Here is a 26,734-nt window from a genome sequence, read left to right on the forward strand (position 1 = left end):
CTGATGTGGGAGCGAGCGGTTTTCGTCCATTTTGCCAAGACAAAATGGACCCGCCGTAAAGGCGGAAAGCGCCGGCGGAGTCGCCGCCACGACCGGATATGTCCGCAATACCAGCACCAGCACCAGCATCCCCCCTATGGTAACACCACAGCCCCTGAAGTCGCACCGCAAAGGTGCAACCATTCCTCGGACAGGGCTTTGCAAGTGCAACCTTTCAGCGCACAATCGCGCCCCTCTTTGATGGCCGGGGTGTGCTGAGGCGTCTAGCCAGCCACTTCCGGCGCTGTTGCAGTCTTGCGTGTGGAGCTTCACCCGGAATGAACGAGCAGTCCCAGAGCGTTGAACAACGCTTCGAATCCACCCCTGTCGCGCGTCTCGCGAGCTGGGATCGTCATGACACCACCTGGATGCTCGGCCTGTTCGGCACCGCCATCGGCGCCGGAACCCTGTTCCTGCCGATCAACGCCGGCCTCGGCGGTTTCTGGCCGCTGCTGATCCTGGCGCTGCTGGCCTTCCCGATGACCTACTACGCGCACCGTGGCCTGACCCGCTTCGTCCTCTCCGGGCGCGGCGAAGGCGACATCACTGACGTGGTCGAAGAGCATTTCGGTCTCAGCGCCGGGGCGATGATCACCGTCCTCTATTTCCTCGCCATCTTCCCGATCCTGTTGATCTACTCGGTCGCCCTGACCAACACGGTCGGCAGCTTCATGGAGCACCAGCTGCACATTCAGCCGCCACCTCGCGCGCTGCTGTCGTTCGTGCTGATCCTCGGCCTGCTGGCCGTGGTCCGCTGCGGCGAGCAGGCGACGGTCAAGGCCATGAGCCTGCTGGTCTATCCGTTCATCGTGGCGCTGGCGTTCCTCGCGGTGTTCCTGGTCCCGCACTGGAACGGCGGCATCCTCGCCACGGCCGGCGACCTGCCCGGCGGCGGCGCCTTCCTCCATACCCTGTGGCTGGCAATCCCGGTCATGGTGTTCTCCTTCAACCATTCGCCGATCATCTCCGCGTTCGCCGTCGACCAGAAGCGTCGCTACGGTGACAACGCCGACCAGCGCAGCGGCCAGATCCTGGCCCGCGCCCACCTGCTGATGGTGGCGATGGTGATGTTCTTCGTCTTCAGTTGCGTGCTGACCCTGTCCCCGGCGCAGCTGGCCGAGGCCAAGGCGCAGAACCTGTCGATCCTGTCCTACCTGGCCAACCACTTCAGCAACCCGACCATCGCCTTCGCCGCGCCGCTGATCGCCTTCGTCGCCATTGCCAAGTCTTTCCTGGGCCACTACATCGGCGCCAGCGAGGGCCTGAAGGGCATCATCCTCAAGACCGGCAAGCGCCCGGCGGCCAAGACCCTGGACCGGGTGACCGCGGCGCTGATGCTGGTGGTGTGCTGGATCGTCGCCACCCTCAACCCGAGCATCCTCGGCATGATCGAGGCCCTGGGCGGGCCGGTGATCGCGGCGATCCTGTTCCTCATGCCGATGTACGCGATCCGTCGCGTGCCGGCGATGCGCAAGTACAGTGGCAAGCTGTCGAACCTGTTCGTCGTGGCGGTGGGGCTGGTGGCGTTGTCTTCGGTGGTCTACTCGCTGCTGCCGTGATGTGAACTGCCGATATTGCTGGCTGGCCCGGCCCTCACAGGGGTCGGGCCAAGGCAAATTGTTCTGACTTTTAGTGGCAAATTGTCCACAATAATTGTCTGGAAATTCAACAATTTGCATTCCCCCATAGGTGCCTGCGCACTTTCGTGCTTAACTCTGGGTCCTTTCAATCCCGCATAAGGACTCCGCTCATGGCTCAAGTGACTCTCAAAGGCAATCCCGTTCAGGTCAGTGGCGAGCTGCCGAAGGCTGGCGCACAGGCTCCAGCGTTCTCCCTGGTTGGCGAAGGCCTGGCCGACAAGTCGCTGCAGGACTACGCCGGCAAGCGCAAGGTGCTGAACATCTTCCCGAGCGTCGACACCCCGACCTGCGCCACCTCCGTGCGCAAGTTCAATGCCCAGGCCAATGACATCGCCAACACCGTCATCCTGTGCATCTCCGCCGACCTGCCATTTGCCCAGGCCCGTTTCTGCGGCGCCGAAGGCCTGGAGAACGTGAAGAATCTGTCGACCCTGCGCGGTCGCGAGTTCCTGGAGAACTACGGCGTGGCCATCGCCGACGGCCCGCTGGCCGGCCTGGCTGCCCGCGCAGTCGTGGTGCTGGACGAGAACGACAAGGTCCTGCACAGCGAGCTGGTTGGCGAAATCGCCGAAGAGCCGAACTACGACGCTGCCCTGGCAGTACTGAAGTAAGGCGAATCGCCCACGGCGATTGCAACACCTTGAAACGGCCTGGCTTAGTCCAGGCCGTTTCTTTTTCAATTGCCTACAGCCATTTATTGCCGCCTGTAACTCAAAGCGCGCAGCTTTCCATTAAAGTTCAGGCGCTTGCAAACGTCAGCGATCAGTAAATAGCCGGTAAAGGCGCTTTGCTAATTCTTCTCAACAACTTATCGTTCAGCCTCCTTAAAAGTTTCCTGCGTACTCATGGCCGAGAACCCGATGCAATCTTCCTCCCGTTCGTCCCGCCGCTGGCTGTTCAGCCTCTTGATCCTTTTGGTTATTGCCGGTCTTTGCTGGTGGCTGTGGCCCAGCGCGCAGACCCATACCACGCCGACCGCCCAGGGTGAGGCCAAGGGCCATCCGGGCGGCCGCCGCGGTGCCGGAGCCATGACGGGCCAGGGGCGCCCGGGCTTCGGCACTTCCACCGCCAGCGTGCCGGTGCGGGTGGCGCCAGCCACGGTCGGTGACTTCCCGCTCTACTACAAGGCGCTGGGGACGGTGACCGCGACCAACACGGTCAACGTGCGCAGCCGGGTGGCCGGGGAACTGGTCAAGGTCCACTTCAAGGAAGGCCAGCAGGTCAAGGCCGGCGACCTGCTCGCCGAAATCGACCCGCGCAGCTACCAGATCGCCCTGCAGCAGGCCGAAGGCACCCTGGCGCAGAACCAGGCGCAGCTGAAGAACGCGCAGATCGACCTGGCCCGCTATAAAGGCCTGTACGCCGAGGACAGCATCGCCAAGCAGACCCTCGACACCCAGGCGGCGCTGGTGGCCCAGTACGAAGGCACCATCAAGACCAACCAGGCGGCCGTGGGCGACGCCCGCCTGAACCTCGACTTCACCAAGATCCGCGCACCCATCAGCGGCCGTCTCGGCCTGCGCCAGCTCGACCTCGGCAACCTGGTGGCGGCCAACGACACCACCGCGCTGGTGGTGATCACCCAGACCCAGCCGATCACCGTGGCCTTCACCCTGCCGGAAAACGACCTCGACACCGTGCTGACCCGCTACCGCAGCGGCTCGCCGCTGCCGGTGGAAGCCTGGGACCGCGGCGACACCCGCCAGCAGGCCAGCGGCGTGCTGGGCAGCATCGACAACCAGATCGACACCACCACCGGTACCCTGAAGTTCAAGGCACGCTTCGAAAACCGCGACGAAACCCTGTTCCCCAACCAGTTCGTCAACGTGCGCCTGCTCGCCGACACGCAGAAGGACGTGGTCCTGGCCCCGGCCGCGGCGATCCAGTTCGGCACCAACGGCACCTTCGTCTATGTGGTCGACGCGGAGAACAAGGTGCATATCCGCACCCTCAAGGTTGGCGCCAGCGATGGTGACAACACGGTGATCAAGGAAGGCCTGGCCAAGGGCGAGCGGGTCGTGCTGGAAGGCACCGACCGCCTGCGCGACGGCACCACGGTCGAGGTGGTGGACGATCCGGCCAAGGTCCCGGCCACCCCCGGCCAGCACCTGCAAGGCCAGGACAAGCCCAGCGCGTCGACCTCCGAAGCCCCGGCCGCTGATCGCAAGGCTGGCGCATGAACCTCTCGCGCCTGTTCATTCTCCGCCCGGTCGCCACGACCCTGACCATGCTGGCCATCGTCCTGGCCGGCCTGATCGCCTACAAGCTGCTGCCGGTGGCGGCCCTGCCGCAGGTGGATTACCCGACCATCCGCGTCATGACCCTGTACCCCGGCGCCAGCCCGCAGGTGATGACCAGCGCGGTGACCGCGCCGCTGGAGCGCCAGTTCGGGCAGATGCCGGGCCTGGAACAGATGGCCTCCACCAGTTCCGGCGGCGCCTCGGTACTGACCCTGCGCTTCAGCCTGGAAATGAACATGGACGTCGCCGAGCAACAGGTGCAGGCAGCGATCAACGCCGCCAGCAACCTGCTGCCCAGCGACCTGCCGGCGCCACCGGTGTACAACAAGGTCAACCCGGCGGACACCCCGGTGCTGACCCTGGCGATTTCCTCGAAGACCATGCCGCTGCCCAAGCTCAACGACCTGGTCGACACGCGCATGGCGCAGAAGATCGCCCAGATCAGCGGCGTCGGCATGGTCAGCATCGCCGGCGGCCAGCGCCAGGCGGTGCGGATCAAGGTCAACCCCGAGGCCCTGGCCGCCAACGGCCTCAACCTGGCCGACGTGCGCACCCTGATCGGCGCGTCCAACGTCAACCAGCCCAAGGGCAACTTCGATGGCCCGACCCGGGTGTCGATGCTCGATGCCAACGACCAGCTGCGTTCCCCCGAGGAGTACGCCAACCTCATCCTCGCCTACAACAACGGCGCGCCGCTGCGCCTGAAGGATGTCGCCGAGATCGTCGACGGCGCCGAGAACGAGCGCCTGGCGGCCTGGGCCAACCAGAACCAGGCGGTGCTGCTGAACATCCAGCGCCAGCCGGGGGCCAACGTCATCGAGGTGGTCGACCGGATCAAGAGCATGCTCCCGGAGATCACCAGCAACCTGCCGGCCGGTCTCGACGTGGTGGTGCTCACCGACCGCACCCAGACCATCCGCGCCTCGGTGCGCGACGTGCAGCACGAGCTGCTGTTCGCCATCGCCCTGGTGGTCATGGTCACCTTCCTGTTCCTGCGCCGGGTCAGCGCCACCCTGATCCCGTCGATCGCCGTGCCGCTGTCGCTGATCGGCACCTTCGGCGTCATGTACCTGGCCGGCTTCTCGATCAACAACCTGACCCTGATGGCCTTGACCATCGCCACCGGCTTCGTGGTGGACGACGCCATCGTCATGCTGGAGAACATCGCCCGGCATATCGAGGAAGGCGAGACGCCGTTCCAGGCGGCGCTCAAGGGCGCCCGGCAGATCGGCTTCACCCTGGTCTCGCTGACCTTCTCGCTGATCGCCGTGCTGATCCCGCTGTTGTTCATGGCCGATGTGGTCGGGCGGCTGTTCCGCGAGTTCGCCATCACCCTGGCAGTGGCGATCCTGATTTCCCTGGTGGTGTCCCTGACCCTGACGCCGATGATGTGTGCACGCCTGCTCAAGCGCGAGCCGAAGCCAGAAGAGCAGGGCCGCTTCTATCGCGCCAGCGGCGCCTGGATCGACTGGCTGATCGAGCACTACGGCCGCGGCCTGCAGTGGGTGCTGCGCCACCAGCCGCTGACCCTGCTGGTGGCGGTGGCTACCCTGGGCCTCACCGTGCTGTTGTATATCGCCGTGCCCAAGGGCTTCTTCCCGGTGCAGGACACCGGGGTGATCCAGGGCATTTCCGAGGCGCCTCAGTCGGTGTCGTTCACCGCCATGAGCCAGCGCCAGCAGGAACTGGCGGCGCTGATCCTCGAGGATCCGGCGGTGGAGAGCCTGTCCTCGTACATCGGGGTCGACGGCGACAACGCCACCCTCAACAGCGGCCGCCTGCTGATCAACCTCAAGCCCCACGGCGAGCGTGACCTTACCGCGGCCCAGGTGATCGCCCGCCTGCAACCGAGGGTCGATCGCCTCAGCGGTATCCGCCTGTTCATGCAGCCGGTGCAGGACCTGAGCATCGAGGACCGGGTCAGCCGTACCCAGTACCAGTTCAGCCTGTCGTCGCCGGATGCCGAGATGCTCGCCACCTGGAGCGACAAGCTGGTGCAGACCCTGCGCCAGTACCCGCAGCTCACCGACGTCGCCAGCGACCTGCAGGACAAGGGCCTGCAGGTGTTCCTGGTGATCGACCGCGATGCCGCCAGCCGCCTTGGCGTGACGGTCACGGAAATCACCAACGCCCTGTACGACGCCTTCGGCCAGCGGCAGATTTCCACCATCTACACCCAGGCCAGCCAGTACCGCGTGGTGCTGCAGGCGGAAGCCGCGTCCACCCTCGGGCCCAAGGCGCTGGACGGGATCTACGTCAAGACCACCGCCGGCAGCCAGGTGCGCCTGTCTGCCCTGGCCCGGGTGGAGGAGCGCCAGGCACAACTGGCGATCGCCCATATCGGCCAGTTCCCGGCGGTGATGATGTCGTTCAACCTGGCCGAGGGCGTGTCCCTGGGCGAGGGCGTGCAACTGATCGAGCAGGTGCAGAAGGACATCGGCATGCCGATCGGCGTGCAGACCCGCTTCCAGGGCGCGGCGGAAGCCTTCCAGGCCTCGCTGTCGAGCACGCTGCTGCTGATCCTCGCCGCCGTGGTGACCATGTACATCGTCCTTGGCGTGCTCTACGAGAGCTACATCCACCCGGTGACCATCCTCTCGACCCTGCCGTCGGCGGCGGTGGGTGCCTTGCTCGCGCTGATCCTCAGCGGCAACGACCTGGGCATGATCGCCATCATCGGCATCATCCTGCTGATCGGTATCGTCAAGAAGAACGCGATCATGATGATCGACTTCGCCCTGGAGGCCGAGCGGCACCAGGGCCTGGACCCGCAGACCGCGATCTACCAGGCCGCGCTGCTGCGCTTCCGGCCGATCCTGATGACCACCCTGGCCGCGCTGTTCGGTGCCGTGCCACTGATGCTCGCCAGCGGCTCCGGCGCCGAGCTGCGCCAGCCGCTGGGCCTGGTGATGGTCGGCGGGTTGCTGGTCAGCCAGGTGCTCACGCTGTTCACCACGCCGGTGATCTACCTGTACTTCGATCGTCTGGCGCGGCGCTTCAAGGCGCAGCCGGCCGCTGCGGAGGAACACGCATGAGCGCCGTCCTGCCGCTGACCGGGAGTGCCTCGTGAACCTCTCCGCGCCCTTTATCCGTCGCCCGGTGGCGACCATGCTCCTGAGCCTGGCGATCATGCTGCTGGGCGGGGTGAGCTTCGGCCTGTTGCCGGTGGCGCCGCTGCCGAAGATGGACTTCCCGGTGATCGTGGTCTCGGCCAGCCTGCCGGGGGCCAGCCCCGAGGTGATGGCGGCTACCGTGGCCACGCCGCTGGAGCGCAAGCTCGGCACCATCGCCGGGGTCACCACCCTGACCAGCAGTTCCAGCCAGGGCTCGACCCGGGTGATCCTCGGCTTCGACCTCGATCGCGACATCGACGGCGCCGCACGGGAAGTGCAGGCGGCGATCAACGCCGCACGCAACCTGCTGCCCAGCGGCATGAAGAGCATGCCGACGTACAAGAAGATCAACCCGTCGCAGGCGCCGATCATGGTCCTGTCGCTGACCTCCGACGTGCTGCAGAAGGGCCAGCTCTATGACCTGGCCTCGACCATCCTGTCCCAGAGCCTGTCCCAGGTCAGCGGGGTCGGCGAGGTGCAGATCGGCGGCAGTTCGCTGCCGGCGGTGCGCATCGAGCTGCAACCGAAGATGCTCGCCCAGTACGGTCTGTCCCTGGACGACGTGCGCGCCAGCGTGGCTGCGGCCAACCAGCGCCGGCCCATGGGCTTCGTCGAGGACGACGCGCGCAACTGGCAGGTGCGCGCCAACGACCAGCTGGAAAAGGCCAAGGACTACGAGCCGCTGGTGATCCGCTACCAGGACGGTTCGGTGCTGCGCCTGAGCGACGTGGCGAAAGTCACCGACGGCGTGGAGAACCGCTACAACAGCGGCTTCTTCAATGACCAGGAAGCGGTGCTGCTGGTGATCAACCGGCAGACCGGGGCCAACATCATCGAGACCGTCGAGCAGATCAAGGCCGAGCTGCCGGCCCTGCAGTCCCTGCTGCCGTCCAGCGTCACCCTGAACATCGCCATGGACCGCTCGCCGGTGATCAAGGCGACCCTCAAGGAAGCCGAGCACACCCTGTTGATCGCCGTGGTCCTGGTGGTGCTGGTGGTCTACCTGTTCCTCGGCAACCTGCGGGCCTCGCTGATCCCGACCCTGGCGGTGCCGGTGTCGCTGGTGGGCACCTTCGCCGTGATGTACCTGTGCGGTTTCTCCCTCAACAACCTGTCGCTGATGGCGCTGATCCTCGCCACCGGGCTGGTGGTGGACGACGCCATCGTGGTGCTGGAGAACATCTCCCGGCATATCGAGGACGGCCAGCCGCCGATGCGCGCCGCCTACCTCGGGGCGAAGGAAGTGGGCTTCACCCTGTTGTCGATGAACGTCTCCCTGGTGGCGGTGTTCGTTTCCATCCTGTTCATGGGCGGCATCGTCAACGCGCTGTTCCGCGAGTTCTCCATCACCCTGGCGGCAGCGATCATCGTTTCCCTGCTGGTGTCCCTGACCCTGACGCCGATGCTCTGCTCGCGCTGGCTCAAGGCGCCTGCCGCGGATGCCCGGCCGACCCGCCTGCAACGCTGGAGCGAGCGCGTGCACCAGCGCATGGTCGCCGGCTACGACCGCAGCCTCGGCTGGGCCCTGCGCCACCGGCGCCTGACCCTGCTCAGCCTGTTCGTCGCCATCGGCGTCAACATCGCCCTCTACGTGGTGGTGCCCAAGACCCTCATGCCGCAGCAGGACACCGGCCAGCTGATGGGCTTCGTGCGCGGTGATGACGGCCTGTCGTTCACCGTGATGCAGCCGAAGATGGAGATCTACCGCCGTGCCTTGCTCGCCGACCCGGCGGTGCAGAGCGTGGCCGGCTTCATCGGCGGCAACAGCGGCACCAACAACGCCATGGTCCTGGTGCGCCTGAAGCCGATCAAGGAGCGCAAGCTCGACGCCCAGGCGGTGATCGAGCGGCTGCGCAAGAACATGCCGCTGGTCCCCGGTGGCCGCCTGTTCCTCCAGGCCGACCAGGACCTGCAACTGGGTGGCGGTGGCCGCGACCAGACCACCTCGCAGTACCTCTACACCCTGCAGAGCGGCGACCTCATCGCCTTGCGCACCTGGTACCCGAAGGTCGTCGCGGCCCTGCGCGCACTGCCGGAACTGACCGCCATCGACGCTCGCGACGGTGGCGGTACCCAGCAGGTGACCCTGGTGGTCGACCGCGACCAGGCCAAGCGCCTGGGCATCGACATGAGCATGATCACCGCGGTGCTCAACAACGCCTACAGCCAGCGGCAGATCTCGACCATCTACGACAGCCTCAACCAGTACCAGGTGGTGATGGAGATCAACCCGAAATATGCCCAGGATCCGAGCACCCTGGAGCAGGTGCAGGTGATCACCGCCGATGGCGCGCGGGTACCGCTGGCGACCATCGCCCACTACGAGAACACCCTGGCCGATGACCGGGTCAGCCACGAAGGCCAGTTCGCCTCCGAGGACATCTCCTTCGACATCGCCGAAGGCCACAGCCCCGACCAGGCCCTGGCGGCGGTGGAGAAGGCGGTGGCGGCGGTGGGCCTGCCGGAGGAAGTGATCGCCAAGCTCGGCGGCACCGCCAACGCTTTCGTCCAGACCCAGCAAGGCCAGCCGCTGATGATCCTCGGCGCCCTGGTGCTGGTGTACCTGGTGCTGGGCATCCTCTATGAGAGCTACATCCACCCGCTGACCATCCTTTCGACGCTGCCGTCGGCCGGGGTAGGGGCCTTGCTGGCCCTGTACGGCACCGGTGGCGAGTTCAGCCTGATCTCGTTGCTGGGTCTGTTCCTGCTGATCGGGGTGGTGAAGAAGAACGCCATCCTGATGATCGACCTGGCGCTGCAGCTGGAGCGTCATCAAGGCATGGGGCCGGAAGAGTCTATCCGCCGCGCCTGCCTGCTGCGCCTGCGGCCGATCCTGATGACCACCCTGGCGGCCATCCTCGGCGCCTTGCCGCTGCTGCTGAGCAGCGCCGAGGGCTCGGAAATGCGCCGGCCGCTGGGCCTGACCATCATTGGCGGCCTGGTCTTCAGCCAGGTGCTCACGCTCTACACCACCCCGGTGGTCTACCTCTATCTCGACCGCTTGCGCCACCGCTTCAACAGCTGGCGCGGCGTGCGCACCGACGCTGCTTTGGAAACCCCGCTATGAGCCAACGTTTGTATCTTTCCGACCCTTCGCTGATGCGCTTGCTCGGCGCCCGCGGTTCGCGCCTGCTGGCCGCCAGCCTGTGCGTGGCGATGCTCAGTGCCTGCACCTTGAGCCCGGATTACCAGCGGCCCGACATGCACACCGAGGTGCCGTTCAAGCACGCCGAAGGCTGGACCCAGGCCACGCCTGCCGACGCCCTGGCCCGCGGGGCCTGGTGGGAGCTGTACGGCGACGCCCGGCTCAATGCGCTGGTCGAGGAACTCAATGCCGGCAACCAGACCGTGCGCCAGTACGAGGCCCAGTACCGTCAGGCCCAGGCGCTGGTGCGCAGCTCGCGCGCCTCGCTGTTCCCCAGCCTGGACCTCAGCGCCAGCAAGAACCGTTCGAGCCAGGGCACCGGCAGCAGTAGTTCCAGCCTGAGCAACAACAGCAGCGGTATCCGCGACACCTACAGCACCCAGCTCGGGGTGAGCTGGGAAATCGACCTGTGGGGCAAGCTGCGCGAAGGCCTGAATGCCAACGAAGCCAGCGCCGAGGCGAGCTTTGCCGACATGGCCTCGATCCGCCTGAGCCAGCAATCGGAACTGGTGCAGAACTACCTGCAACTGCGGGTGATCGACGAGCAGAAGCGCCTGCTGGAGAAGACCCTGGCGGCCTATCAGCGCTCGCTGAAGATGACCCAGAACCAGTACCAGGCCGGGGTTTCCGGCAAGGATGCGGTGGCCCAGGCGCAGACCCAGCTCAAGAGCACCGAGGCGGACCTGGTGGATCTGGTCTGGCAGCGTGCCCAGTACGAGAATGCCATTGCCGTGCTGCTGGGCAAGCTGCCGGCGGAGTTCTCCCTGGCGGCCAGCGAGGATATCCCGGCCTTGCCGCAGATCCCGTTGTCGTTGCCGTCGCAACTGCTGGAGCGGCGTCCCGACATCGCCTCGGCGGAGCGCAAGGTGATGGCGGCCAACGCCAATATCGGCGTGGCCCGCGCTGCGTACTTCCCCGACCTGAGCCTGAGCATGAGCGGCGGCTACAGCAGTAGCAGCTTCAGCAACTGGATCAGCCTGCCGAACCGCTTCTGGTCGGTGGGGCCGAGCCTGGCCATGACCCTGTTCGATGCCGGCAAGCGCTCGGCCGAGGTCGACCGCACCGAAGCGGTGTACGACCAGACCGTGGCGCAGTACCGGCAGACGGTGCTGGACGGCTTCCGCGAAGTGGAGAACTACCTGGTGCAGCTCAAGGTGTACGGCGACGAGGCGGTGATCCGCCAGCAGGCGCTGGAGTCGGCGCGGGAGTCGCTGCGCCTGACCGAGAACCAGTACAAGGCCGGGCTGATCGGCTACCTGGACGTGGTGAACGTACAGACCACGGCGCTGAGCAACGAGCGCAGCGTGCTGACCCTGCTGCAGGGGCGGCTGGTGGCCAGTGTGCAATTGATCGCCGCGCTGGGTGGTGGCTGGGACGGCAAGATGGCGGCTGAAGAGCAGGATTGAGGTTGCTTTCACTGGCCACATCGCGGTCAAGTGAAACGCGGACCCTGTGGGAGCGGGTTCACCCGCGATTGCCATGGTGAATTCACTACAGTAATCGCGGGTAAACCCGCTCCCACAGGGTCCGCGTTGCCTTGCTGGCTCTGGTATCCAGCTCAGGATGAGATGGGTAGGTGCCCGTGCAGCGATGATGCCGTCAGCCTCTCCATCGACCTACGCCCAGCCACTGGGCGACTTCCCCGTAAAACTCCGTGCGTTTCGCCAAAGCTTGAGTACAATCATCGGATTTTGCGCTGGCACATTGCCCGCGCGCCTTCCGCCCTGGATTGCTAGATGTTGAACGGCAGCTATTCCCCCTCCCTGGTCGTGATTTCCCTCTGCGTGGCGATCCTCGCGTCCTATACCGCCCTCGATCTCACCGGCCGCCTGGCCACCGCCAAGGGGCGTTCGGCGTACCTGTGGATGGCCGGTGGCGCGCTGGCCATGGGCATGGGCGTGTGGTCGATGCACTTCATCGGCATGCTCGCCTTCAGCCTGCCGATCCAGCTGGGCTACGACATCACCCTGACGCTGCTGTCGCTGGTCATCGCCGTGCTGTCCTCCGGCTTTGCCCTGTGGCTGGTCAGCCAGCGCAGCCTGCCGCTGCGCATGCTGTTGCTCGGCGCGCTGATCATGGGCGCAGGCATCGCCTGCATGCACTACACCGGCATGGCGGCGATGCGCATGCAGCCGGGCATCCAGTACGACCCGCTGCTGTTCGGCCTGTCCTTGCTGATCGCCGTCGGGGCCTCGATGGCCGCGCTGTGGATCGCCTTCCGCCTGCGCCGCCATACTCCCTATGTCCGCCAGGTACGCGGCGGCGCGGCGGTGATCATGGGCATCGCCATCGTCGGCATGCACTACACCGGCATGGCCGCGGCGAATTTCCCCGAAGGCAGCTTCTGCGGTGCCTTCGACACCGGCTTCAACGGCGACGGCCTCGACTACCTGGTGCTGATCACCACCCTGGCGGTGCTTGCGGTGGCGCTGCTGACCTCGGTGCTCGACGCTCGCCTGGAAGCGCGCACCGCCGAGCTGGCGCGCTCGCTGACCCTGGCCAACCAGGAACTGACCCAGCTGGCCCTGCACGACACCCTCACCGGGCTGCCCAACCGCACCCTGCTGGCCGACCGTATCGACCAGGCGATGAACAAGGTGGCCGAGCACGGCGGGCAGTTCGCGCTGATGTTCATCGACCTGGACGGCTTCAAGCCGGTCAACGATGCCTTTGGCCACCACACCGGCGACCAGTTGCTCAAGGAAGTGGCCATGCGCCTGCGCGGCCACCTGCACAGCCAGGACACCCTGGCGCGCATCGGTGGCGACGAGTTCGTCCTGCTGGTGGAGCTGGAAGACCCGGACGACGCGGTCAACGTCGCGGCCAAGCAGGTCAACCTGGTGTCCCGCGCCTTCCGCGTCGCCGAGCAGAACCTGCAGATCTCCGCGAGCATCGGCATCGTCCTGTATCCCGGCAACGGCACCGACCAGCACGAACTGCTGCGTAACGCCGACGCCGCCATGTACCACGCCAAGAGCAGCGGCAAGAACGCCTACAGCTTCTTCGACGTGTCGATGAACAGCAACGCGCGCCTGCAGTTGCAGCTGCTGCAGGACTTGCGCACGGCGGTCGAGGAAAAGCAGTTCCGCCTGTTCTACCAGCCCAAGTACGACGCCATCGGCCGCCATCCGATCGGTGCCGAGGCGCTGTTGCGCTGGGATCACCCGAGCATGGGCCTGCTGCTGCCGGACCGCTTCATCGTCCTCGCGGAAAAGACCGGGCTGATCATCCCCATCGGCGAATGGGTGCTGGAGGAGGCCTGTCGGCAGATGCGCGAGTGGGTCGACCAGGGCTACAGCGACTGGCGCATCGCAGTGAACCTCTCCGCCATCCAGTTCTGCCACGCCGGGCTGGTGGACAGCGTTGCCGCCGCGTTGCAGCGCAACAACCTGTCGCCCAACAGCCTGACCCTGGAAATCACCGAAACCACCGCCATGCGCGATGCCGACGCCAGCCTGTGCGTGCTGCAACGCCTGTCGGACATGGGCGTGGACCTGTCGATCGACGACTTCGGCACCGGTTATTCCAGCCTGATGTACCTCAAGCGCCTGCCCGCCAACGAACTGAAGATCGACCGCGGCTTCGTCCGCGACCTGGAGCAGGACAGCGACGACGCAGCGATCGTTTCGGCGATCGTCGCCCTGGGCCAGGCGCTGGGCCTGCGCATCGTTGCCGAAGGGGTGGAGACCGATCGCCAGCAGGACTTCCTGACCCGCCTGGGCTGCGATTCGCTGCAGGGCTATCTGCTCGGCCAGCCGGTGCCGCCCGAGCGCTTTCTCAAGGATATAGAGCGGGTGACGGCGGCCCAGGCGCGGGCCTGAGGATCAGGCCGAGCGCTGCAGGGCACAGGACGGGCGGAAGGCTTCCAGCTCGTCTTCCACCGCTTCGATGATGCGCTCCACATCGTGGGCGGCCATCACGGTGGAGCAGGGGATGCCGGCGATCGCCAGCAGGGTTTCGCCGGTGGCCCGGTCGAACAGGCGCGCGACCATGCTGCGCGGTGCATCCATGCTCGCTTCGAAGCCCAGGGGATGGAAATGCCAGCGCATCATCTGGCAGGCGCCAGGGAAGGTGAGTTTGTTCATGCAGGCCTCCTTGTACAACGCGACGATGACCCCGAATGAATCTGTAGGCCTTTTCCGGCCAGAGGCTAACCATAGCAGTATTGCTTTGTAGGAAAAGGAATAATTCCCGGTGCTTTTTACCGTTCCATGACCCTTGTCACATTCCGCCAGCCGACGTGATCTTGCGCAAACGTTTTCCCTGCCGCTTTCGCCGCTGAGAGCGAGGCGAAACGGCGGAATACCGGCGGTCGCCAGGTGTTATTGGATCCAGTCTTTCCGACCAGCGGTGTGTTTGCGAATGGCTGTCATCCGCATGCAGGCCATTCAGCTCAACAGGCCGGCGGCGATGTTGACGGTGAAACCGAGGATCGCCGTGTTGAACAGGAAGCCGATCAGGGAATGGAACAGCACCACCCGGCGCAGGGTGCGGCCGCCGATGCCGACGTCGGATGTCTGCACGGCCACGCTGATGGTGAAGGAGAAGTAGTGGAAGTCCCAGAAATCGGGATGGCGCTCGCCGTCGGCGAAGCGCAGCGGCGGTTCCTGGCCATCGTTGGTATAGAACAGGCGGGCGTAGTGCAGGCTGAAGATGGTGCCGATCAGCAGCCATGAGCCGGCCACCGTCAGACCGGTCCAGGCGTAGTGCAGAAGCAGGGCCTGGCCTTGCAGGCCCTTGCTGCCGGCCAGTTGCAGGGTCACTGCGGCCAGGCTGGCGATCGCTGCGATGCTGACCACGAACAACACCAGCACGGCATTTTCGTCTTCCTCTTCGGCGATACGCCGGACCTTGTCGGCACCGCCCTTGAAACTCAGTTGCAGGACCAGCGCCAGGTAAAGCCAGACCGCGATGTTCCAGCCGGCGAGCACGTGCTGGACCTTGTCGCCGGCAGGGATGAGCAGGCCGCCGACGATGCCGAGGAGGGCGGCGATGCTGAGGCGGGGGTGGGTTCGCGGGAGCTGGTGGAATGCCATGGAGCCTCGTTGTGCAGGTCGATCTGGCAACTGTAGACGCTGTGGCGGGCCCAGGTGTTCCGCGATGCGGCCGTATGTGCCGGCAGCGGTCTGAAAGCGCTTGCCCCCGTTTCCTGCCTCGGTCATCCTGCGCCGCTCCGGTTACCCCTGCTGTCGAGGAACCCCAAGGTTTGCCCGAGTCACTGTCCAATCCGCTGCTGCAATACCTCGCCCGACTGGCACCTTCCAGCCAGTTGACCATGAAGTACGTCCTCCAGGACGCCGCCGACCGCCTCGGCTTCGACGAGATGGACATCGTCGAGGTGCCCTGGCACCGGCTCGATCCTGCCCATGTCACCGACCTGGTGGCGGCCCTGCGCAGTGATGGCTACGCGCCCAACAGCACCTCGCTGTACGTCAACGCGATCCGTGGGGTGATGAACGAAGCCTGGCGCCTCGGCCTGATCGACCAGGAGCGCCTGTTGCGCATTCGCGAGGTAAAAGGCGTGCAGGGCAGCCGTCTGCCGGTGGGGCGCAATCTCAAGCGCAGCCTGATTCGCGAGCTCATGGACGTTTGCGCCGCCGACCCGCGGCCCCAGGGCCTGCGCGATGCGGCGGTGATCGCGCTGTTGTATGGCACCGGCATGCGCAAGTCCGAGTCGGTCAATATCGACCTGGCCGACGTCGACTTCGCCGAGCGCAGCCTGCTGGTGCTGGGCAAAGGCAACAAGCAGCTGGTCAAGTACGCCCCGGTGTGGGCCTTCGACAAGCTCGATGCCTGGCTGAAGTTCCGCCGCGAACAGCTACCGGCCGGGCAGGCCGACGATGGTTTCCTGTTCAACCGCATCCGCCGTGGCAGCCATATCACCCGCGAGCGCATCACCAAGCACGCCATCTACTACATCGCCCGCCAGCGCGGCCAGCAGGTCGGGGTGAAGATCATGCCCCACGATTTCCGCCGCTCGTTCATCACCCGGGTGATCGAGGAACATGACCTGTCGATCGCGCAGAAGCTGGCGCACCACAGCAATATCCAGACGACGGCCAACTACGACATGCGTGATGACAACGAGCGGCGGCGGGCGGTGGATCGGTACGACTACTGAAGGCGGCGTTCAGGCTCCGCGTTTCTTCAGTACCGCCAGGATGTCGGCGACGCTTGAGCTCAGCAAAATGTCGTCGTGTTGCAGATGAACGTTGAATTGATCTTTGAACGACTGGGTCATTTCGAGGAGATGGATCGAGTCCATATCCAGATCTTCCAGTGTCGTCTTGGTGCTGGGAGGGGAGTCGAGCTGGGCATAATGGGTGATTATTTCCAGAACCTTTGCTGTGTCCATGCTTGGTTCTCCTGTGATCCCGAGGAAAGAGGGGTACGGGCATTTCAACAGAGCAGGTGATTCCGCGAAACTGACAGAAATACCAGGTCCGTCACCCCCTCCAGCCACGCTTCAGCCGCGCACTGACGTCATCGATCAGGTCACCCACCGTCTCCAGGCGCTCGCTGTCTTCGTCGGGGATCTCGATATGGAACTGGTCCTCGACCAGGATCAGGATCTCCAGCGCATCCATCGAGCTGAGGCCCAGGTCGTCGCGGAAACGCTGGTCGCGGCTGATCCGCGTGAGGTGCTTCTTGTGGGCGACGATGGAGTAGACGAGGGTTTCGGTATCTTCCTGTGCGCTCATGGCGGCGGTGCTCCGGCGGGACCGTTACCACTACTGGGTGACAGGCTCATTTCAGCAGAGCCGCGGGCTGCCTGAAACTGGCAGAAATATCAGGTGCCGCGCGCCGGTGTATCCGTTTCGCGCATAGCTGCCATGCACGAAGCGGTGACTTCGCCGCACCCGGGCCGGTGCTATAGTCGCGCCACCCGGCTTGGCCAAGCTGCCTGATTCCCGCCTTGCACAAGGAGCGCCTGTTGAGCACCTTCACCTATTCGGTCAGCCCCGAAATCTTCCACGACCACCCCGACTACCGCCGTGGCGTGGTGGTGTTCCGCAATCTCGACAACCGCCACCCCGACGCCGAACTCACCGCGCAGTTGCGCGCCAGCGAAGACAGCGTGCGGCAACGCATCCAGGCCAATCCCGCAGACTTCCCGCAGATCGCCGCCTGGCGCGAGGCCTACCGGCGTTTCGGCGCCAAGCCGTCGGAGCACCGCAGCGCCATCGAGGCCTTGAGCCGCCGCGTACTCAAGCCCGACTCCCTGCCGGACATCAACCCGCTGGTGGATATCGGCAACCTGCTGTCCTTGCGTTACCTGCTGCCGGCCGGCGTGCATCCCATCGGCCCGCAGTCGCGCGAGATCGAGCTGCGCAAGGCCCGTGCCGATGACCGTTTCCTGGTCGAACACGACGTGGACCCGGAAAGTATCGCCAGCGGCGAGATCGTACTCGCTGCCGGCTCGCGCGTCCTGACCCGGCGCTGGACCTGGCGCCAGGCCGCCGATACCCGCACTTTGGCCGACACCGATTGCGTGTTCTTCGATATCGACGGCCTGCCGCCCACCAGCGCTGCCGATGTGCAGGCGGCCATGGCCGACCTGGTGGAACTGGTGGCGCGCTTCTGTGGCGGCGAATGCCTGGGCCACGGGGTGCTGCAGGCCGGGCAGCCGATCCTGACCCTCGATCTCGCCTGAGCCGCCGCCATGGGCCCGGCCTTCAACAACCTGAGCATCGGCCAGCTGCGGGTGCTGCTGACCCTGCTGGAAGTGCGCAACCTCAGCCATGCCGCGACGCGCCTGGGCACCAGCCAGTCGGCGCTGAGCCGGCACCTGGCGCAGTTCCGCGAGGCCTTCGGCGATCCGTTGCTGGTGCGCCAGGGCCGCCAGTACATCCTCAGCGAGCGCGGCTTGGAGTTGCTGGAGCCGGTCAAGGCCGTGCTCGGGCAACTGGAGGACCTGGGTACGCCGTCGCGGTTTTCCCCGGCCACCTGCGAGCGGCGTTTCGCCCTGGCCGGGTCCGACCATGTCGCCCAGTACATCCTGCCCGAGCTGCTGCGCGACCTGGCCCTGGTGGCGCCACGGGTCAGCATCGACTTCCGCCCATGGGAGGCCAACCGCTTCGACTGGCTGGCCAGCGGCAAGATCGACCTGGCCACCAGCATGATCGAAGATACCCCGGCGGAGTTCCACGGCCGGGTCATCGGCGAGGACATGGCGGTGTGCTGCATGCGCCAGGACCATCCCCTGGCGGCTGCCGGGACGCTGGAGGTCGAACAGTTCCTCGCCTGGCCGCACCTGAAGATCAGCACCGGCGGCGACAAGGACAGCTTCGTCGATGCCTGGCTGCGCAAGCACAACCTGCACCGCGACCTCAAGCTGACGGTGCCGTACTACTCGGCGGCGCTGGCGGTGCTGCGCAGCAGCGACATGCTGCTGATGCTGCCGGAGCACATCGCGCGCAAGTGGGCGGAGCAGGCCGGGGTCTGCTATCGGCCGCTGGCCTTCGTCCAGCATCCGTTCCGCTATTGGGTGGTATGGCACAGCCGCACCCATGGTTCGGCCGAGCAGCAGTGGTTTCGCAAGTTCATCTATGAACATTGCCGCGGCTCGCAGTTTCTCAGCCCTGGTGCCTGAAACTATCCATTCCTCGAATAGTTGCCATTCAATATTGCTGGCTGTTCATCGCGCACGTTGCTGTTAACTTGAACTTCGACGAAGTGCCAAGACAACTTCGCAACGAATAAAACATTGCAAATCAACCTGCCGAACTATCGTCGGGAGCGGATCCTTCTGCGCCCGAAAAACAATACGGACAACAAGACGATGAGCAGAGCCACAACTTCCGATCCCGCCCTGGCGCGGGGACTTTCCAATCGCCATATCCAGATGATCGGGCTCGGCGGCGCCATCGGCACCGGACTGTTCCTTGGCAGCGCCGGGGTGATGAAACTGGCCGGACCTTCGCTGCTGGTGGGCTACGCCTTCGCCGGGCTGATCGCCTTCCTGATCATGCGCCAGCTCGGCGAGATGCTGGTGGACGAGCCGGTGTCCGGTTCCCTCAGCCATTTCTCCAACAAGTACTGCTCGGGCTTCCTCGGCTACCTGGCCGGCTGGAACTACACCGCCGGCTATATCCTGGTGGGCATGGCCGAGCTCACCGCGGTGGGCAAGTACGTGCAGTTCTGGTGGCCGGACATCCCCACCTGGGCCTGCGCCGCGTTCTTCTTCGTGCTGGTCAACGGCCTCAACCTGCTGGCGGTGAAGATCTACGGCGAGACCGAGTTCTGGTTCGCAGTGATCAAGGTGACGGCGGTACTGTCGATGATCGCCCTCGGCGCCTGGCTGCTGTTCGGCCCGACCCCGCCGGCGGGGGCGACGGTCAGCAACCTGTGGAGCCACGGCGGCTTCATGCCCAACGGCGTCAGTGGCCTGTTGCTGGCAATGCCGCTGATCATGTTCGCTTTCGGCGGCCTGGAGTTCATCGGCTTCACCGCCGGCGAGGCCCGCGATCCGCAACGCACCATTCCCAGCGCGATCAACAAGGTCCTGCACCGCATCGGCCTGTTCTACATCGGCGCCCTGGCGGTACTGCTGGCCCTGACGCCGTGGGACGACCTGGTAGCCTCGCTTTCGGCCGGCGGCGATCCGTACAGCGCCAGTCCCTTCGTGAAGATCCTCGACCTGCTGGGCATCGGCGCCGCCGCCCATGTGCTCAACCTGGTGGTGCTGACTGCAGCACTGTCGGTCTACAACGGCGTGGTCTATTGCACGGTGCGCCAGTTGCACGCCATGGCCGGGCAGGGCCATGCCCCGCAACGCCTGCTCAAGCTCAACCGCAACGGCATTCCGGTGAATGCGCTGTTCGTCACTGCCGCGGTGACGGCGCTGGCGGTGTTGCTGAACTGGCTTTCGCCCAACGGCACCCTGGAGCTGCTGATGGCACTGGTAGTTGCCACCACCATCATGAACTGGATGCTCACCAGTTATACCCATCTGAAGTTTCGCCGGGCCAAACAGGTGGCTGGGGAAAGTACAAACTACAAATCCCCGCTGTTTCCCTTGAGCAACTATCTGTGCATCGCCTTTATTGGCGTAATCATGGCGATCATGGCCTTTATCCCCTCGATGCAACTGTCCGTCTGGTTGATTCCGCTCTGGCTGATGTTGATATACGGCACTTACCGCCACTATCACGCCAACAAGTCCGGCGCGCTGCATTTCGAATAATCCGCAACAGGTAATAACGATGAAAAGCGAACTCCCAGCTGTTCAACAGCTCACGGGCGGCGAAGCCCTGGTCGAAAGTCTCAAGCTGCATGGTGTCGATACCGTGTTCGCATTGCCCGGTGCGCAGATCTACGGCCTGACCGATGCCCTGGCGCGCAGTGCCGACAGCATCCGCACCCTCGGCGCCCGCCACGAGCAGACCAGTGCCTACATGGCCTTCGGCTACGCCCGCTCCAGCGGACGCCCGGGCGTGTTCAGCGTGGTACCCGGCCCCGGCATCCTCAATGCCAGCGCCGCGATGCTCACGGCGCACGGCTGCAATGCGCCGGTGCTGGCGCTGACCGGCGATGTCATGAGCGGCTTCAAGGATCGCGGTCGCGGTCAGTTGCACGAGCTGCCGCGCCAGCTGGAAATCCTCCAGGGCATCGGCAAGCACGCCGCTCATGTCGAGCAGCCGGCAGATGCGCCGTGGCAAGTGGCCCAGGCGTTCCAGGCCATGCAATCCGGGCGTCCCGGCGTGGTCTCGCTGCAAGCGTCGTGGGACTTCTTCACCCGCAGCGCCGCCGTGCGCCTGCAGGCACCGCTGGCCCTGCAAGCCCGGCCACCGGTGGATAGCGACGCGGTGGAGCGCGCCGCGAAGCTGTTGAGCGCGGCGAAGGCGCCGATGATCTTCGTCGGCTCCGGGGCCCTGGAGGCCAGTGCCGAGGTCGGGCAACTGGCGGAAGTGCTGGGGGCGCCGGTGGTGAGTTTCCGCGGTGGCCGTGGCGTGGTCGCCGACGACCATCCGCTGGGCTTTACCGTGGCAGCCGGTGCACGCCTGTGGCCGCAGACCGATGTGGCGGTGGTGATCGGCTCGCGCTTCGAGCTGCTGGACATTCGCTGGCGTCATCGCCCGGACGGGCTGAAGTTGATCCGTATCGATATCGACCCGGCCGAGGTGCGGCGCATTCCCGCCGAGGTCAACCTGCTGGCGGACGCTGGCGAAGGTGCCAGTGCCCTGGCCGAGGCGGTGCTGCGTGCCGGCCCGCCACGGCGCCGCGATGGCGAAGTGGCCGAGGCCAAGGCCGCGGCGGAGCAGGCCATCCAGTGCGTGCAGCCGCAGCTGGACTACCTGCGGGTGATCCGCGACGTGCTGCCCCGGGACGGCTTCTTCGTCGAGGAGATTTCCCAGGTCGGCTTCACTTCGATCTTCGGTTTCCCGGTGTACCAGCCGCGGACCCTGGTCACCTCGGGGCACCAGGGCACCCTCGGCTTCGGCTTCCCCACGGCACTGGGGGTCAAGGCGGCGCATCCGCACAAGGCGGTGGTGTCGATCTGCGGTGACGGCGGCTTCATGTTCGCCGCACAGGAGCTGGCCACGGCGGTGCAGTACGGCCTCAACCTGGTGACCATCGTGTTCAACAACAACGCCTTCGGCAATGTCTACCGCGACCAGCAGGAAAGCTTCGGCGGCCGCTTGCTCGGCTCGGAACTGGTCAATCCGGACTTCGTCCGCTTCGCCGAATCCTTTGGCGTGCAGGCCCTGCGCGTGGCCTCGCCGGCGCAGTTGCGCCCGGTACTGGAGCAGGCCTTCGCCGCGGATCGTCCGGTGCTGATCGAGGTCAGCGTGCCGCGCGGCAGCGATGCCAGCCCGTGGCAGTTCCTCCACCCGACCTTTGCCCAGTAAGGAGTTGCAGATGTTCGAACATGTCCAGACCTACCCCGGTGACCCGATCCTCTCGCTGATGGACGACTACCAGCGCGACCCGCGGGCGGACAAGGTCAACCTCAGCATCGGTTTCTACTACGACGGGCAGGGCCAGGTGCCGGTGCTGCCCTCGGTGCGCCAAGCCCGGGCGCTGCTGGAAGCGCGGGCCGAAACGGCCAACCTGTACCTGCCCATGGACGGCCATGGCGGCTTTCGCGAGGCGGTGCAGCGCTACCTGTTCGCCGAAAGCGACAACCCGCGCATCGTCACCCTGCAGAGCGTCGGTGGCTCCGGGGCGTTGCGCGTCGGCGCGGACTTTCTCAAGCGCTGGTATCCGGATTCGCAGGTCTGGGTCAGCGACCCGACCTGGGACAACCACCTGGCGATCTTCCAGGGCGCGGGCTTCGCGGTGAACCGCTACCCGTACCTTGACGCCAGCTGCCAGCAAGTGGATTTCCCGCGCCTGCTGCAGGTCCTGGCCACGCTGCCGGCCAACAGCATCGTGCTGCTGCATGCCTGCTGCCATAACCCCACCGGGGTCGACCTGGCACCCGCGCAATGGGACGCGCTGTATGCGCTGTGCCGCGAGCGTTCGCTGATCCCGTTTCTCGATGCCGCCTACCTGGGGTTGGGGCAGGGGCTGGATGAAGACGCCTATGCCATTCGCGCGTTGGCCCGGGCCGGGATCACCGGCTTGGTGAGCAATTCGTTTTCCAAGGTGTTCTCGCTGTACGGCGAGCGGGTCGGCTCGTTGTCCGTGGTCTGCGACAGCGTCGAGATCGCCGGGCGGGTGGCCGGGCAGTTGAAGGGCACGGTGCGGACCAACTATTCCAACCCGCCACGGCATGGCGCGGAGCTGGTGGCGACGATCTTCGCCCATCCGGAGTTGAATGCCTTGTGGCGCGACGAGCTGGATGCCATGCGCGAACGCATGCTGGCCATGCGGCGTGCGCTGCATGAGCGGGTCAAGTGTCTCGACCCAGGACTTGAAGTGGACTACCTGCTGCAGCAGCGCGGCATGTTCAGCTACACCGGATTGAGCGCGGCGGCGGTCGATCGCATGCGCGAGCAGCACGGCGTGTACCTGATCCGCAGCGGGCGGATGTGCGTCGCCGGGCTTAACGAATTCAACCTGGACCAGGTGGCCAGGGCGCTTTCGGACCATTGAGAGGACAATTGCCTCTGGCGCCCTCCGGGGCGCTTTTTTTCGTCCGTCGTAAACCGTCCATGAGCCCGTAAACATTGAGCCAGAGCCTTTCCAAACGAGAAAGATTTCACATTTTCTTCACATTCATCGAACTTTCCCGGCCCCCTCCGCCTCGAAGTGACGCATTCGTTAATACATTACCGTCATGGAGGCACCACCCGATGCGCACTCGTAACCTGCTCGCGCCAACCTGCATTCTGGCCCTGCTGGGCGCACCTCTGGCAGCCGTCGCTGCGCCGAGCACCGACCCGCTGTTCACCCTCGGCCTGAGCGGCAGCTACGACACGTTCAAGTTCGAAGGCGGCAGCGAGTCGGACAAGGAACACCTGGGCCAGGGCGGCGTGTTCGCCACCTTCGGCAACAAGCTCACCGCCGAGTCCGGCTTCATCTACCAGGCCGGTGCCGAGGCCAAGTACGGCAAGAAGGACGACAACAAGCTCAAGGAAGCCCAGGCCGACCTCGACCTCGGCTGGCGTGCCGCGCTGGACGCGCGCAACTTCGTCGACGTGATCGTCGGTGGCGGCTACAGCTGGTCGCGCTACGAGCCGCAGATCAATGACCTTGATACCAAGCTCACCGTGAAGTCGCCGTTCGCCAAGGCGGCCCTGGGCTACAACCACCAGTTCGACGCCTCGACCCTGCGCGTTGAAGTCGGTGCCCGCCATACCCTCGACGGCCGTGCGCGCCTGAAGGTGGACGACTTCGGCAGCGACACCGTCGACCTCAAGGACCGCACCAACCCGTACGCCGAAGTCAGCCTGCTGATGAACCAGCAGGGCGGCATGCCGATCCAGGTCGGTGCCTACTACACCCGTACCGAGTACAAGCTGGACGAGGATTCGGCAGTGGCCGACAACACCAAGCTCAAGCGTGACGAGTTCGGCGTGAAGGTCGGCCTGGCGTTCTGATAGCTGTGCCAGGTGCAGCAGCGGATTGCTGAAGCACTGCGCCTGAAGCAGCAACCACGCTTCATGCAAGGCTGGAGCCCTTGATATACAAGGCCTCCAGCCCCTGGCACGGCCATTGCCATGGTGCACTCATCCGTATAGAGAGAGCTGCCCATGACCCTCCCGTTTCGCCGCCATCGCCTGGCACTGCTGATCACTGCCGCCTTGTTGCCCGCCCAGCCCTTGCTGGCCGCCGAGCCTGACGACACCCCGGAGAAAAAACCGGACGCCCTGCCCACCGTGACCGTCACTGCGCAAAAGCGCGAGGAATCGCTGCAGGACGTCGCCGCCGCCGTGTCAGCCGTGTCCGGCAACGCCATCCTCGACAGCGGTGGCGGCTTCACCGCCGGCAAGGCCCTGCAGGACGTGCCCAATGCCATCGCCCCGGAATTCGCCGGCAACCAGCGCCCGCGCTGGTATATCCGCGGCATGGGCTCGGGGGACATGGCTTCGACCACGGTCTATCCGGTCGGCATCTACTTCGACGACACCTACATCAGCCCGCACATCGCCACCGGCGGTCCGCTCTACGACCTCGACCGCGTGGAAATCCTCCGTGGCCCGCAAGGCACCCTGTGGGGCAAGAACACCACCGGCGGGGCGATCAACTTCGTCTCGCGCAAGCCGCGCTTCGAGGACGGCAACGGCTACTTCAAGGTGGATGCCGGCAACTACGACGCCCGCCAGTACGAGGGCGCCTACGGCGGCACCCTGGTGGAAGACCGCCTGGCCGCGCGGGTGGCCTTCGTCGACCAGAGCAAGGACGGCCAGTTGAAGAACATCGTCGATGGCCACACGGTCGGCGATGTCCACGACCAGTCGGTACGCGCGCAATTCCTTGCGCGCCTGAGCGACGATCTCGACGCTACCCTGCAACTGCGTTCCCGCGACTACAAGGGCCAGGGTATCGCCACCCGCGCCTGGGGCGCAGGGCCCGGCGGGACCACGCTGTTCGGCCCGGCGCCGGCGCTGGACGACGATGAAGCGGCGTTCACCGGCAAGGCCGAGGACCGCATCCAGCACAACGGCGTGCAGCTCAACCTGCAATGGGCCCTGGGCGAACTGACCCTGGACTCGATCACCGCCTTCGACGATATCCAGGAAAAGGCCCAGGGCCCGAACATGGGCATCTACGAGTTCGGCCGCTCCTATGGCGACGATCACTGGCGCCAGGTGTCCCAGGAACTGCGCCTGTCCTCGGCGAAGAACCAGCCGGTGAGCTGGATCGTCGGCACCCACCTGTTCCACGAGAATCTCGACAGCGCCAACAGCAGTGCCATCCTGCCCACCGCCTACAACGCGCCGTTCGGCGTTGCCAGCTACGGGCGTACCGACCTCGAACAGACCACCACCAGCTACGCGCTGTTCGGCAGTACTACCTGGCAGGCCACTGATGACCTGAGCCTGACCCTCGGCCTGCGCTGGACCCGCGAGACCAAGGACATCGACCTGCACCGGGTTGCCGCGACGGATGCCGCGGACGTCTCCTTTGGCAGTGTCGACGGCTGGTGGAAGAGCTACACCGGGGCCCTGGCCACCGTCGCCAGCCAGGACGAGAAACGCACCTGGAACAAGCTGACCTACGACTTCACCCCCGAGTACCAGCTCAACGACAACGCTCGGGTGTATTTCCGTTATGCCAAGGGCTTCCGCTCCGGTGGCTTCAATGGCGGGGCGACGGTGCAGGCGGAGACCTCGGTGGTGGCGCCGGAGAACGTCGATGCCTACGAACTGGGGATCAAGAGCGAGTGGTTCGACGAACGCCTGGTGGCCAATGCCAACGTCTTCTACTACGACTACGCCGATATCCAGGTGAACAACGTCTCGGTGAGCAACGGCCAGGTGATCTCGCTGCTGACCAACAGCGGCGCCGGGGTGATTCGCGGTGCGGAGTTCGAGGTCCAGGCACTGCCGCTGCAAAACCTGCAACTGCGGGGTTCGCTGGGATTGCTGCATACTGAGCTGAAGGACTTCTCGTCGCCGGGCGGGCCGGACTACTCGGGCAACCGCATTGCCCGCTCGCCGTCGCGGACGCTGTCGGTGGGGGCGAGCTACCGCATTCCACTGGAAGGTGGCGACGCCGTGACCCTGGACAACAGCTGGCGCTACCAGAGCCGGATCTTCTTCCTGCCCACCGCGCAGGAAGACCATAGCGTGTCGCAGGGTGGCTACACCCTGGGCAATGCCAGCCTGACCTACCACTTTGGCGGAAGGCAGGACTTGGATGTCAGTGCCTACGTGAACAATCTGACCGACAAGCGCTACAAGACCGACAGCGTGCCGCTGCCGTTCGATGTCGCCTGGGATGCGCGGGGGGACCGGCGGACCTATGGGGTGTCGCTGACCAGCCATTTCTGAGCTGGGACCTGCTGTGTGGCTGCCGGCCTCATCGCCGGCAAGCCGGCTCTCCTGGAAGATCGCATAACTCATTGATTCATCGGGGACTTGTGGGAGCGGGTTCACCCGCGATTACGGGGGTGGCATCACCGACGCCCACGCGGGTGGACCCGGGCCCCCCGGGGCCGCGGCG

The 26,734-nt window shown here is 65.4% G+C and carries 19 protein-coding genes; 15 read left to right on the forward strand and 4 right to left on the reverse strand.

Features of this window, described 5'->3' with window-relative positions:
- The first annotated feature begins 317 nt into the window (after positions 1-317).
- From V0R59_RS29895 to V0R59_RS29925, 7 genes are all read left to right on the forward strand, one after another.
- The gene (locus V0R59_RS29895; RefSeq protein WP_330078126.1) at positions 318-1,598 is read left to right on the forward strand and encodes a serine/threonine transporter; all 1,281 of its coding nucleotides are present in this window, start codon (positions 318-320) and stop codon (positions 1,596-1,598) included.
- 191 nt (positions 1,599-1,789) lie between these two features.
- A complete protein-coding gene (gene tpx / locus V0R59_RS29900; protein WP_330078127.1) occupies positions 1,790-2,290 on the forward strand; it encodes a thiol peroxidase in 501 nt (166 codons plus the stop codon).
- 249 nt (positions 2,291-2,539) lie between these two features.
- Positions 2,540-3,859 (forward strand): MdtA/MuxA family multidrug efflux RND transporter periplasmic adaptor subunit, encoded by a 1,320-nt coding sequence (locus tag V0R59_RS29905; protein WP_330078128.1) that lies wholly within the window; start codon positions 2,540-2,542, stop codon positions 3,857-3,859.
- Entirely contained in the window at positions 3,856-6,954 is a 3,099-nt protein-coding gene (locus V0R59_RS29910) for an MdtB/MuxB family multidrug efflux RND transporter permease subunit (protein ID WP_330078129.1), read from the forward strand. The genes V0R59_RS29905 and V0R59_RS29910 overlap by 4 nt, the downstream gene beginning before the upstream one ends.
- A gap of 31 nt (positions 6,955-6,985) precedes the next feature.
- Positions 6,986-10,099, forward strand: a complete 3,114-nt coding sequence (locus V0R59_RS29915) for an efflux RND transporter permease subunit (protein ID WP_330078130.1) — start codon at positions 6,986-6,988, stop codon at positions 10,097-10,099.
- Positions 10,096-11,583 (forward strand): efflux transporter outer membrane subunit, encoded by a 1,488-nt coding sequence (locus tag V0R59_RS29920; RefSeq protein WP_330078131.1) that lies wholly within the window; start codon positions 10,096-10,098, stop codon positions 11,581-11,583. Before V0R59_RS29915 ends, V0R59_RS29920 begins: the two co-directional genes overlap by 4 nt.
- 330 nt (positions 11,584-11,913) lie before the next feature.
- A complete protein-coding gene (locus V0R59_RS29925) occupies positions 11,914-13,998 on the forward strand; it encodes a putative bifunctional diguanylate cyclase/phosphodiesterase (RefSeq protein ID WP_330078132.1) in 2,085 nt (694 codons plus the stop codon).
- A 3-nt stretch (positions 13,999-14,001) separates the two neighbouring features.
- Here V0R59_RS29925 and V0R59_RS29930 read toward each other — a convergent pair whose 3' ends face one another.
- Positions 14,002-14,262 (reverse strand): DUF1652 domain-containing protein, encoded by a 261-nt coding sequence (locus V0R59_RS29930; RefSeq protein ID WP_330078133.1) that lies wholly within the window; start codon positions 14,260-14,262, stop codon positions 14,002-14,004.
- A gap of 303 nt (positions 14,263-14,565) precedes the next feature.
- Positions 14,566-15,213 carry a DUF1345 domain-containing protein gene (locus V0R59_RS29935; RefSeq protein WP_330078134.1) on the reverse strand — a complete coding sequence of 216 codons (648 nt, stop codon included), beginning with the start codon at positions 15,211-15,213 and terminating at the stop codon, positions 14,566-14,568.
- A 239-nt stretch (positions 15,214-15,452) separates the two neighbouring features.
- On the opposite strand from V0R59_RS29935, the gene V0R59_RS29940 reads away from it, so the two are divergent.
- The gene (locus V0R59_RS29940; RefSeq protein ID WP_375547420.1) at positions 15,453-16,298 is read left to right on the forward strand and encodes a site-specific integrase; all 846 of its coding nucleotides are present in this window, start codon (positions 15,453-15,455) and stop codon (positions 16,296-16,298) included.
- A gap of 9 nt (positions 16,299-16,307) precedes the next feature.
- Here V0R59_RS29940 and V0R59_RS29945 read toward each other — a convergent pair whose 3' ends face one another.
- Both V0R59_RS29945 and V0R59_RS29950 read right to left on the reverse strand, forming a co-directional pair.
- A complete protein-coding gene (locus V0R59_RS29945; protein WP_330078136.1) occupies positions 16,308-16,532 on the reverse strand; it encodes a phosphopantetheine-binding protein in 225 nt (74 codons plus the stop codon).
- A gap of 91 nt (positions 16,533-16,623) precedes the next feature.
- A complete protein-coding gene (locus tag V0R59_RS29950; protein WP_330078137.1) occupies positions 16,624-16,878 on the reverse strand; it encodes an acyl carrier protein in 255 nt (84 codons plus the stop codon).
- A 233-nt stretch (positions 16,879-17,111) separates the two neighbouring features.
- Here V0R59_RS29950 and V0R59_RS29955 point away from each other — a divergent pair, with 233 nt between their 5' ends.
- From V0R59_RS29955 to V0R59_RS29985, 7 genes are all read left to right on the forward strand, one after another.
- Positions 17,112-17,831 carry a B3/B4 domain-containing protein gene (locus tag V0R59_RS29955; protein ID WP_330078138.1) on the forward strand — a complete coding sequence of 240 codons (720 nt, stop codon included), beginning with the start codon at positions 17,112-17,114 and terminating at the stop codon, positions 17,829-17,831.
- A gap of 9 nt (positions 17,832-17,840) precedes the next feature.
- Positions 17,841-18,770, forward strand: a complete 930-nt coding sequence (locus V0R59_RS29960) for a LysR family transcriptional regulator (protein ID WP_330078139.1) — start codon at positions 17,841-17,843, stop codon at positions 18,768-18,770.
- 189 nt (positions 18,771-18,959) lie between these two features.
- Positions 18,960-20,363, forward strand: a complete 1,404-nt coding sequence (locus V0R59_RS29965; protein WP_330078140.1) for an amino acid permease — start codon at positions 18,960-18,962, stop codon at positions 20,361-20,363.
- A gap of 19 nt (positions 20,364-20,382) precedes the next feature.
- Positions 20,383-22,029: a thiamine pyrophosphate-dependent enzyme gene (locus V0R59_RS29970; protein WP_330078141.1), complete on the forward strand. Its 1,647-nt coding sequence runs from the start codon at positions 20,383-20,385 to the stop codon at positions 22,027-22,029.
- 10 nt (positions 22,030-22,039) lie between these two features.
- Complete coding sequence (locus V0R59_RS29975; RefSeq protein ID WP_330078142.1) at positions 22,040-23,218, forward strand: amino acid aminotransferase; 1,179 nt, start codon at positions 22,040-22,042, stop codon at positions 23,216-23,218.
- 200 nt (positions 23,219-23,418) lie between these two features.
- Positions 23,419-24,165: an outer membrane beta-barrel protein gene (locus V0R59_RS29980; RefSeq protein WP_330078143.1), complete on the forward strand. Its 747-nt coding sequence runs from the start codon at positions 23,419-23,421 to the stop codon at positions 24,163-24,165.
- A 153-nt stretch (positions 24,166-24,318) separates the two neighbouring features.
- Positions 24,319-26,562: a TonB-dependent receptor gene (locus V0R59_RS29985; RefSeq protein ID WP_330078144.1), complete on the forward strand. Its 2,244-nt coding sequence runs from the start codon at positions 24,319-24,321 to the stop codon at positions 26,560-26,562.
- Positions 26,563-26,734 lie beyond the last annotated feature (172 nt).

It is taken from the genome of Pseudomonas ulcerans (assembly GCF_036324125.1).
Lineage (GTDB): Bacteria > Pseudomonadota > Gammaproteobacteria > Pseudomonadales > Pseudomonadaceae > Aquipseudomonas > Aquipseudomonas ulcerans.

Coding starts and splice junctions, on each gene's coding strand:
- V0R59_RS29925 (WP_330078132.1), top strand. CDS start 11,914: ATGTTGAACGGCAGCTATTCCCCCTCCCTGGTCGTGATTTCCCTCTGC.
- V0R59_RS29965 (WP_330078140.1), top strand. CDS start 18,960: ATGAGCAGAGCCACAACTTCCGATCCCGCCCTGGCGCGGGGACTTTCC.
- V0R59_RS29895 (WP_330078126.1), top strand. CDS start 318: ATGAACGAGCAGTCCCAGAGCGTTGAACAACGCTTCGAATCCACCCCT.
- V0R59_RS29935 (WP_330078134.1), bottom strand. CDS start 15,213: ATGGCATTCCACCAGCTCCCGCGAACCCACCCCCGCCTCAGCATCGCC.
- V0R59_RS29920 (WP_330078131.1), top strand. CDS start 10,096: ATGAGCCAACGTTTGTATCTTTCCGACCCTTCGCTGATGCGCTTGCTC.
- V0R59_RS29940 (WP_375547420.1), top strand. CDS start 15,453: ATGAAGTACGTCCTCCAGGACGCCGCCGACCGCCTCGGCTTCGACGAG.
- V0R59_RS29930 (WP_330078133.1), bottom strand. CDS start 14,262: ATGAACAAACTCACCTTCCCTGGCGCCTGCCAGATGATGCGCTGGCAT.
- V0R59_RS29985 (WP_330078144.1), top strand. CDS start 24,319: ATGACCCTCCCGTTTCGCCGCCATCGCCTGGCACTGCTGATCACTGCC.
- tpx (WP_330078127.1), top strand. CDS start 1,790: ATGGCTCAAGTGACTCTCAAAGGCAATCCCGTTCAGGTCAGTGGCGAG.
- V0R59_RS29905 (WP_330078128.1), top strand. CDS start 2,540: ATGCAATCTTCCTCCCGTTCGTCCCGCCGCTGGCTGTTCAGCCTCTTG.
- V0R59_RS29975 (WP_330078142.1), top strand. CDS start 22,040: ATGTTCGAACATGTCCAGACCTACCCCGGTGACCCGATCCTCTCGCTG.
- V0R59_RS29950 (WP_330078137.1), bottom strand. CDS start 16,878: ATGAGCGCACAGGAAGATACCGAAACCCTCGTCTACTCCATCGTCGCC.
- V0R59_RS29980 (WP_330078143.1), top strand. CDS start 23,419: ATGCGCACTCGTAACCTGCTCGCGCCAACCTGCATTCTGGCCCTGCTG.
- V0R59_RS29970 (WP_330078141.1), top strand. CDS start 20,383: ATGAAAAGCGAACTCCCAGCTGTTCAACAGCTCACGGGCGGCGAAGCC.
- V0R59_RS29960 (WP_330078139.1), top strand. CDS start 17,841: ATGGGCCCGGCCTTCAACAACCTGAGCATCGGCCAGCTGCGGGTGCTG.
- V0R59_RS29910 (WP_330078129.1), top strand. CDS start 3,856: ATGAACCTCTCGCGCCTGTTCATTCTCCGCCCGGTCGCCACGACCCTG.
- V0R59_RS29945 (WP_330078136.1), bottom strand. CDS start 16,532: ATGGACACAGCAAAGGTTCTGGAAATAATCACCCATTATGCCCAGCTC.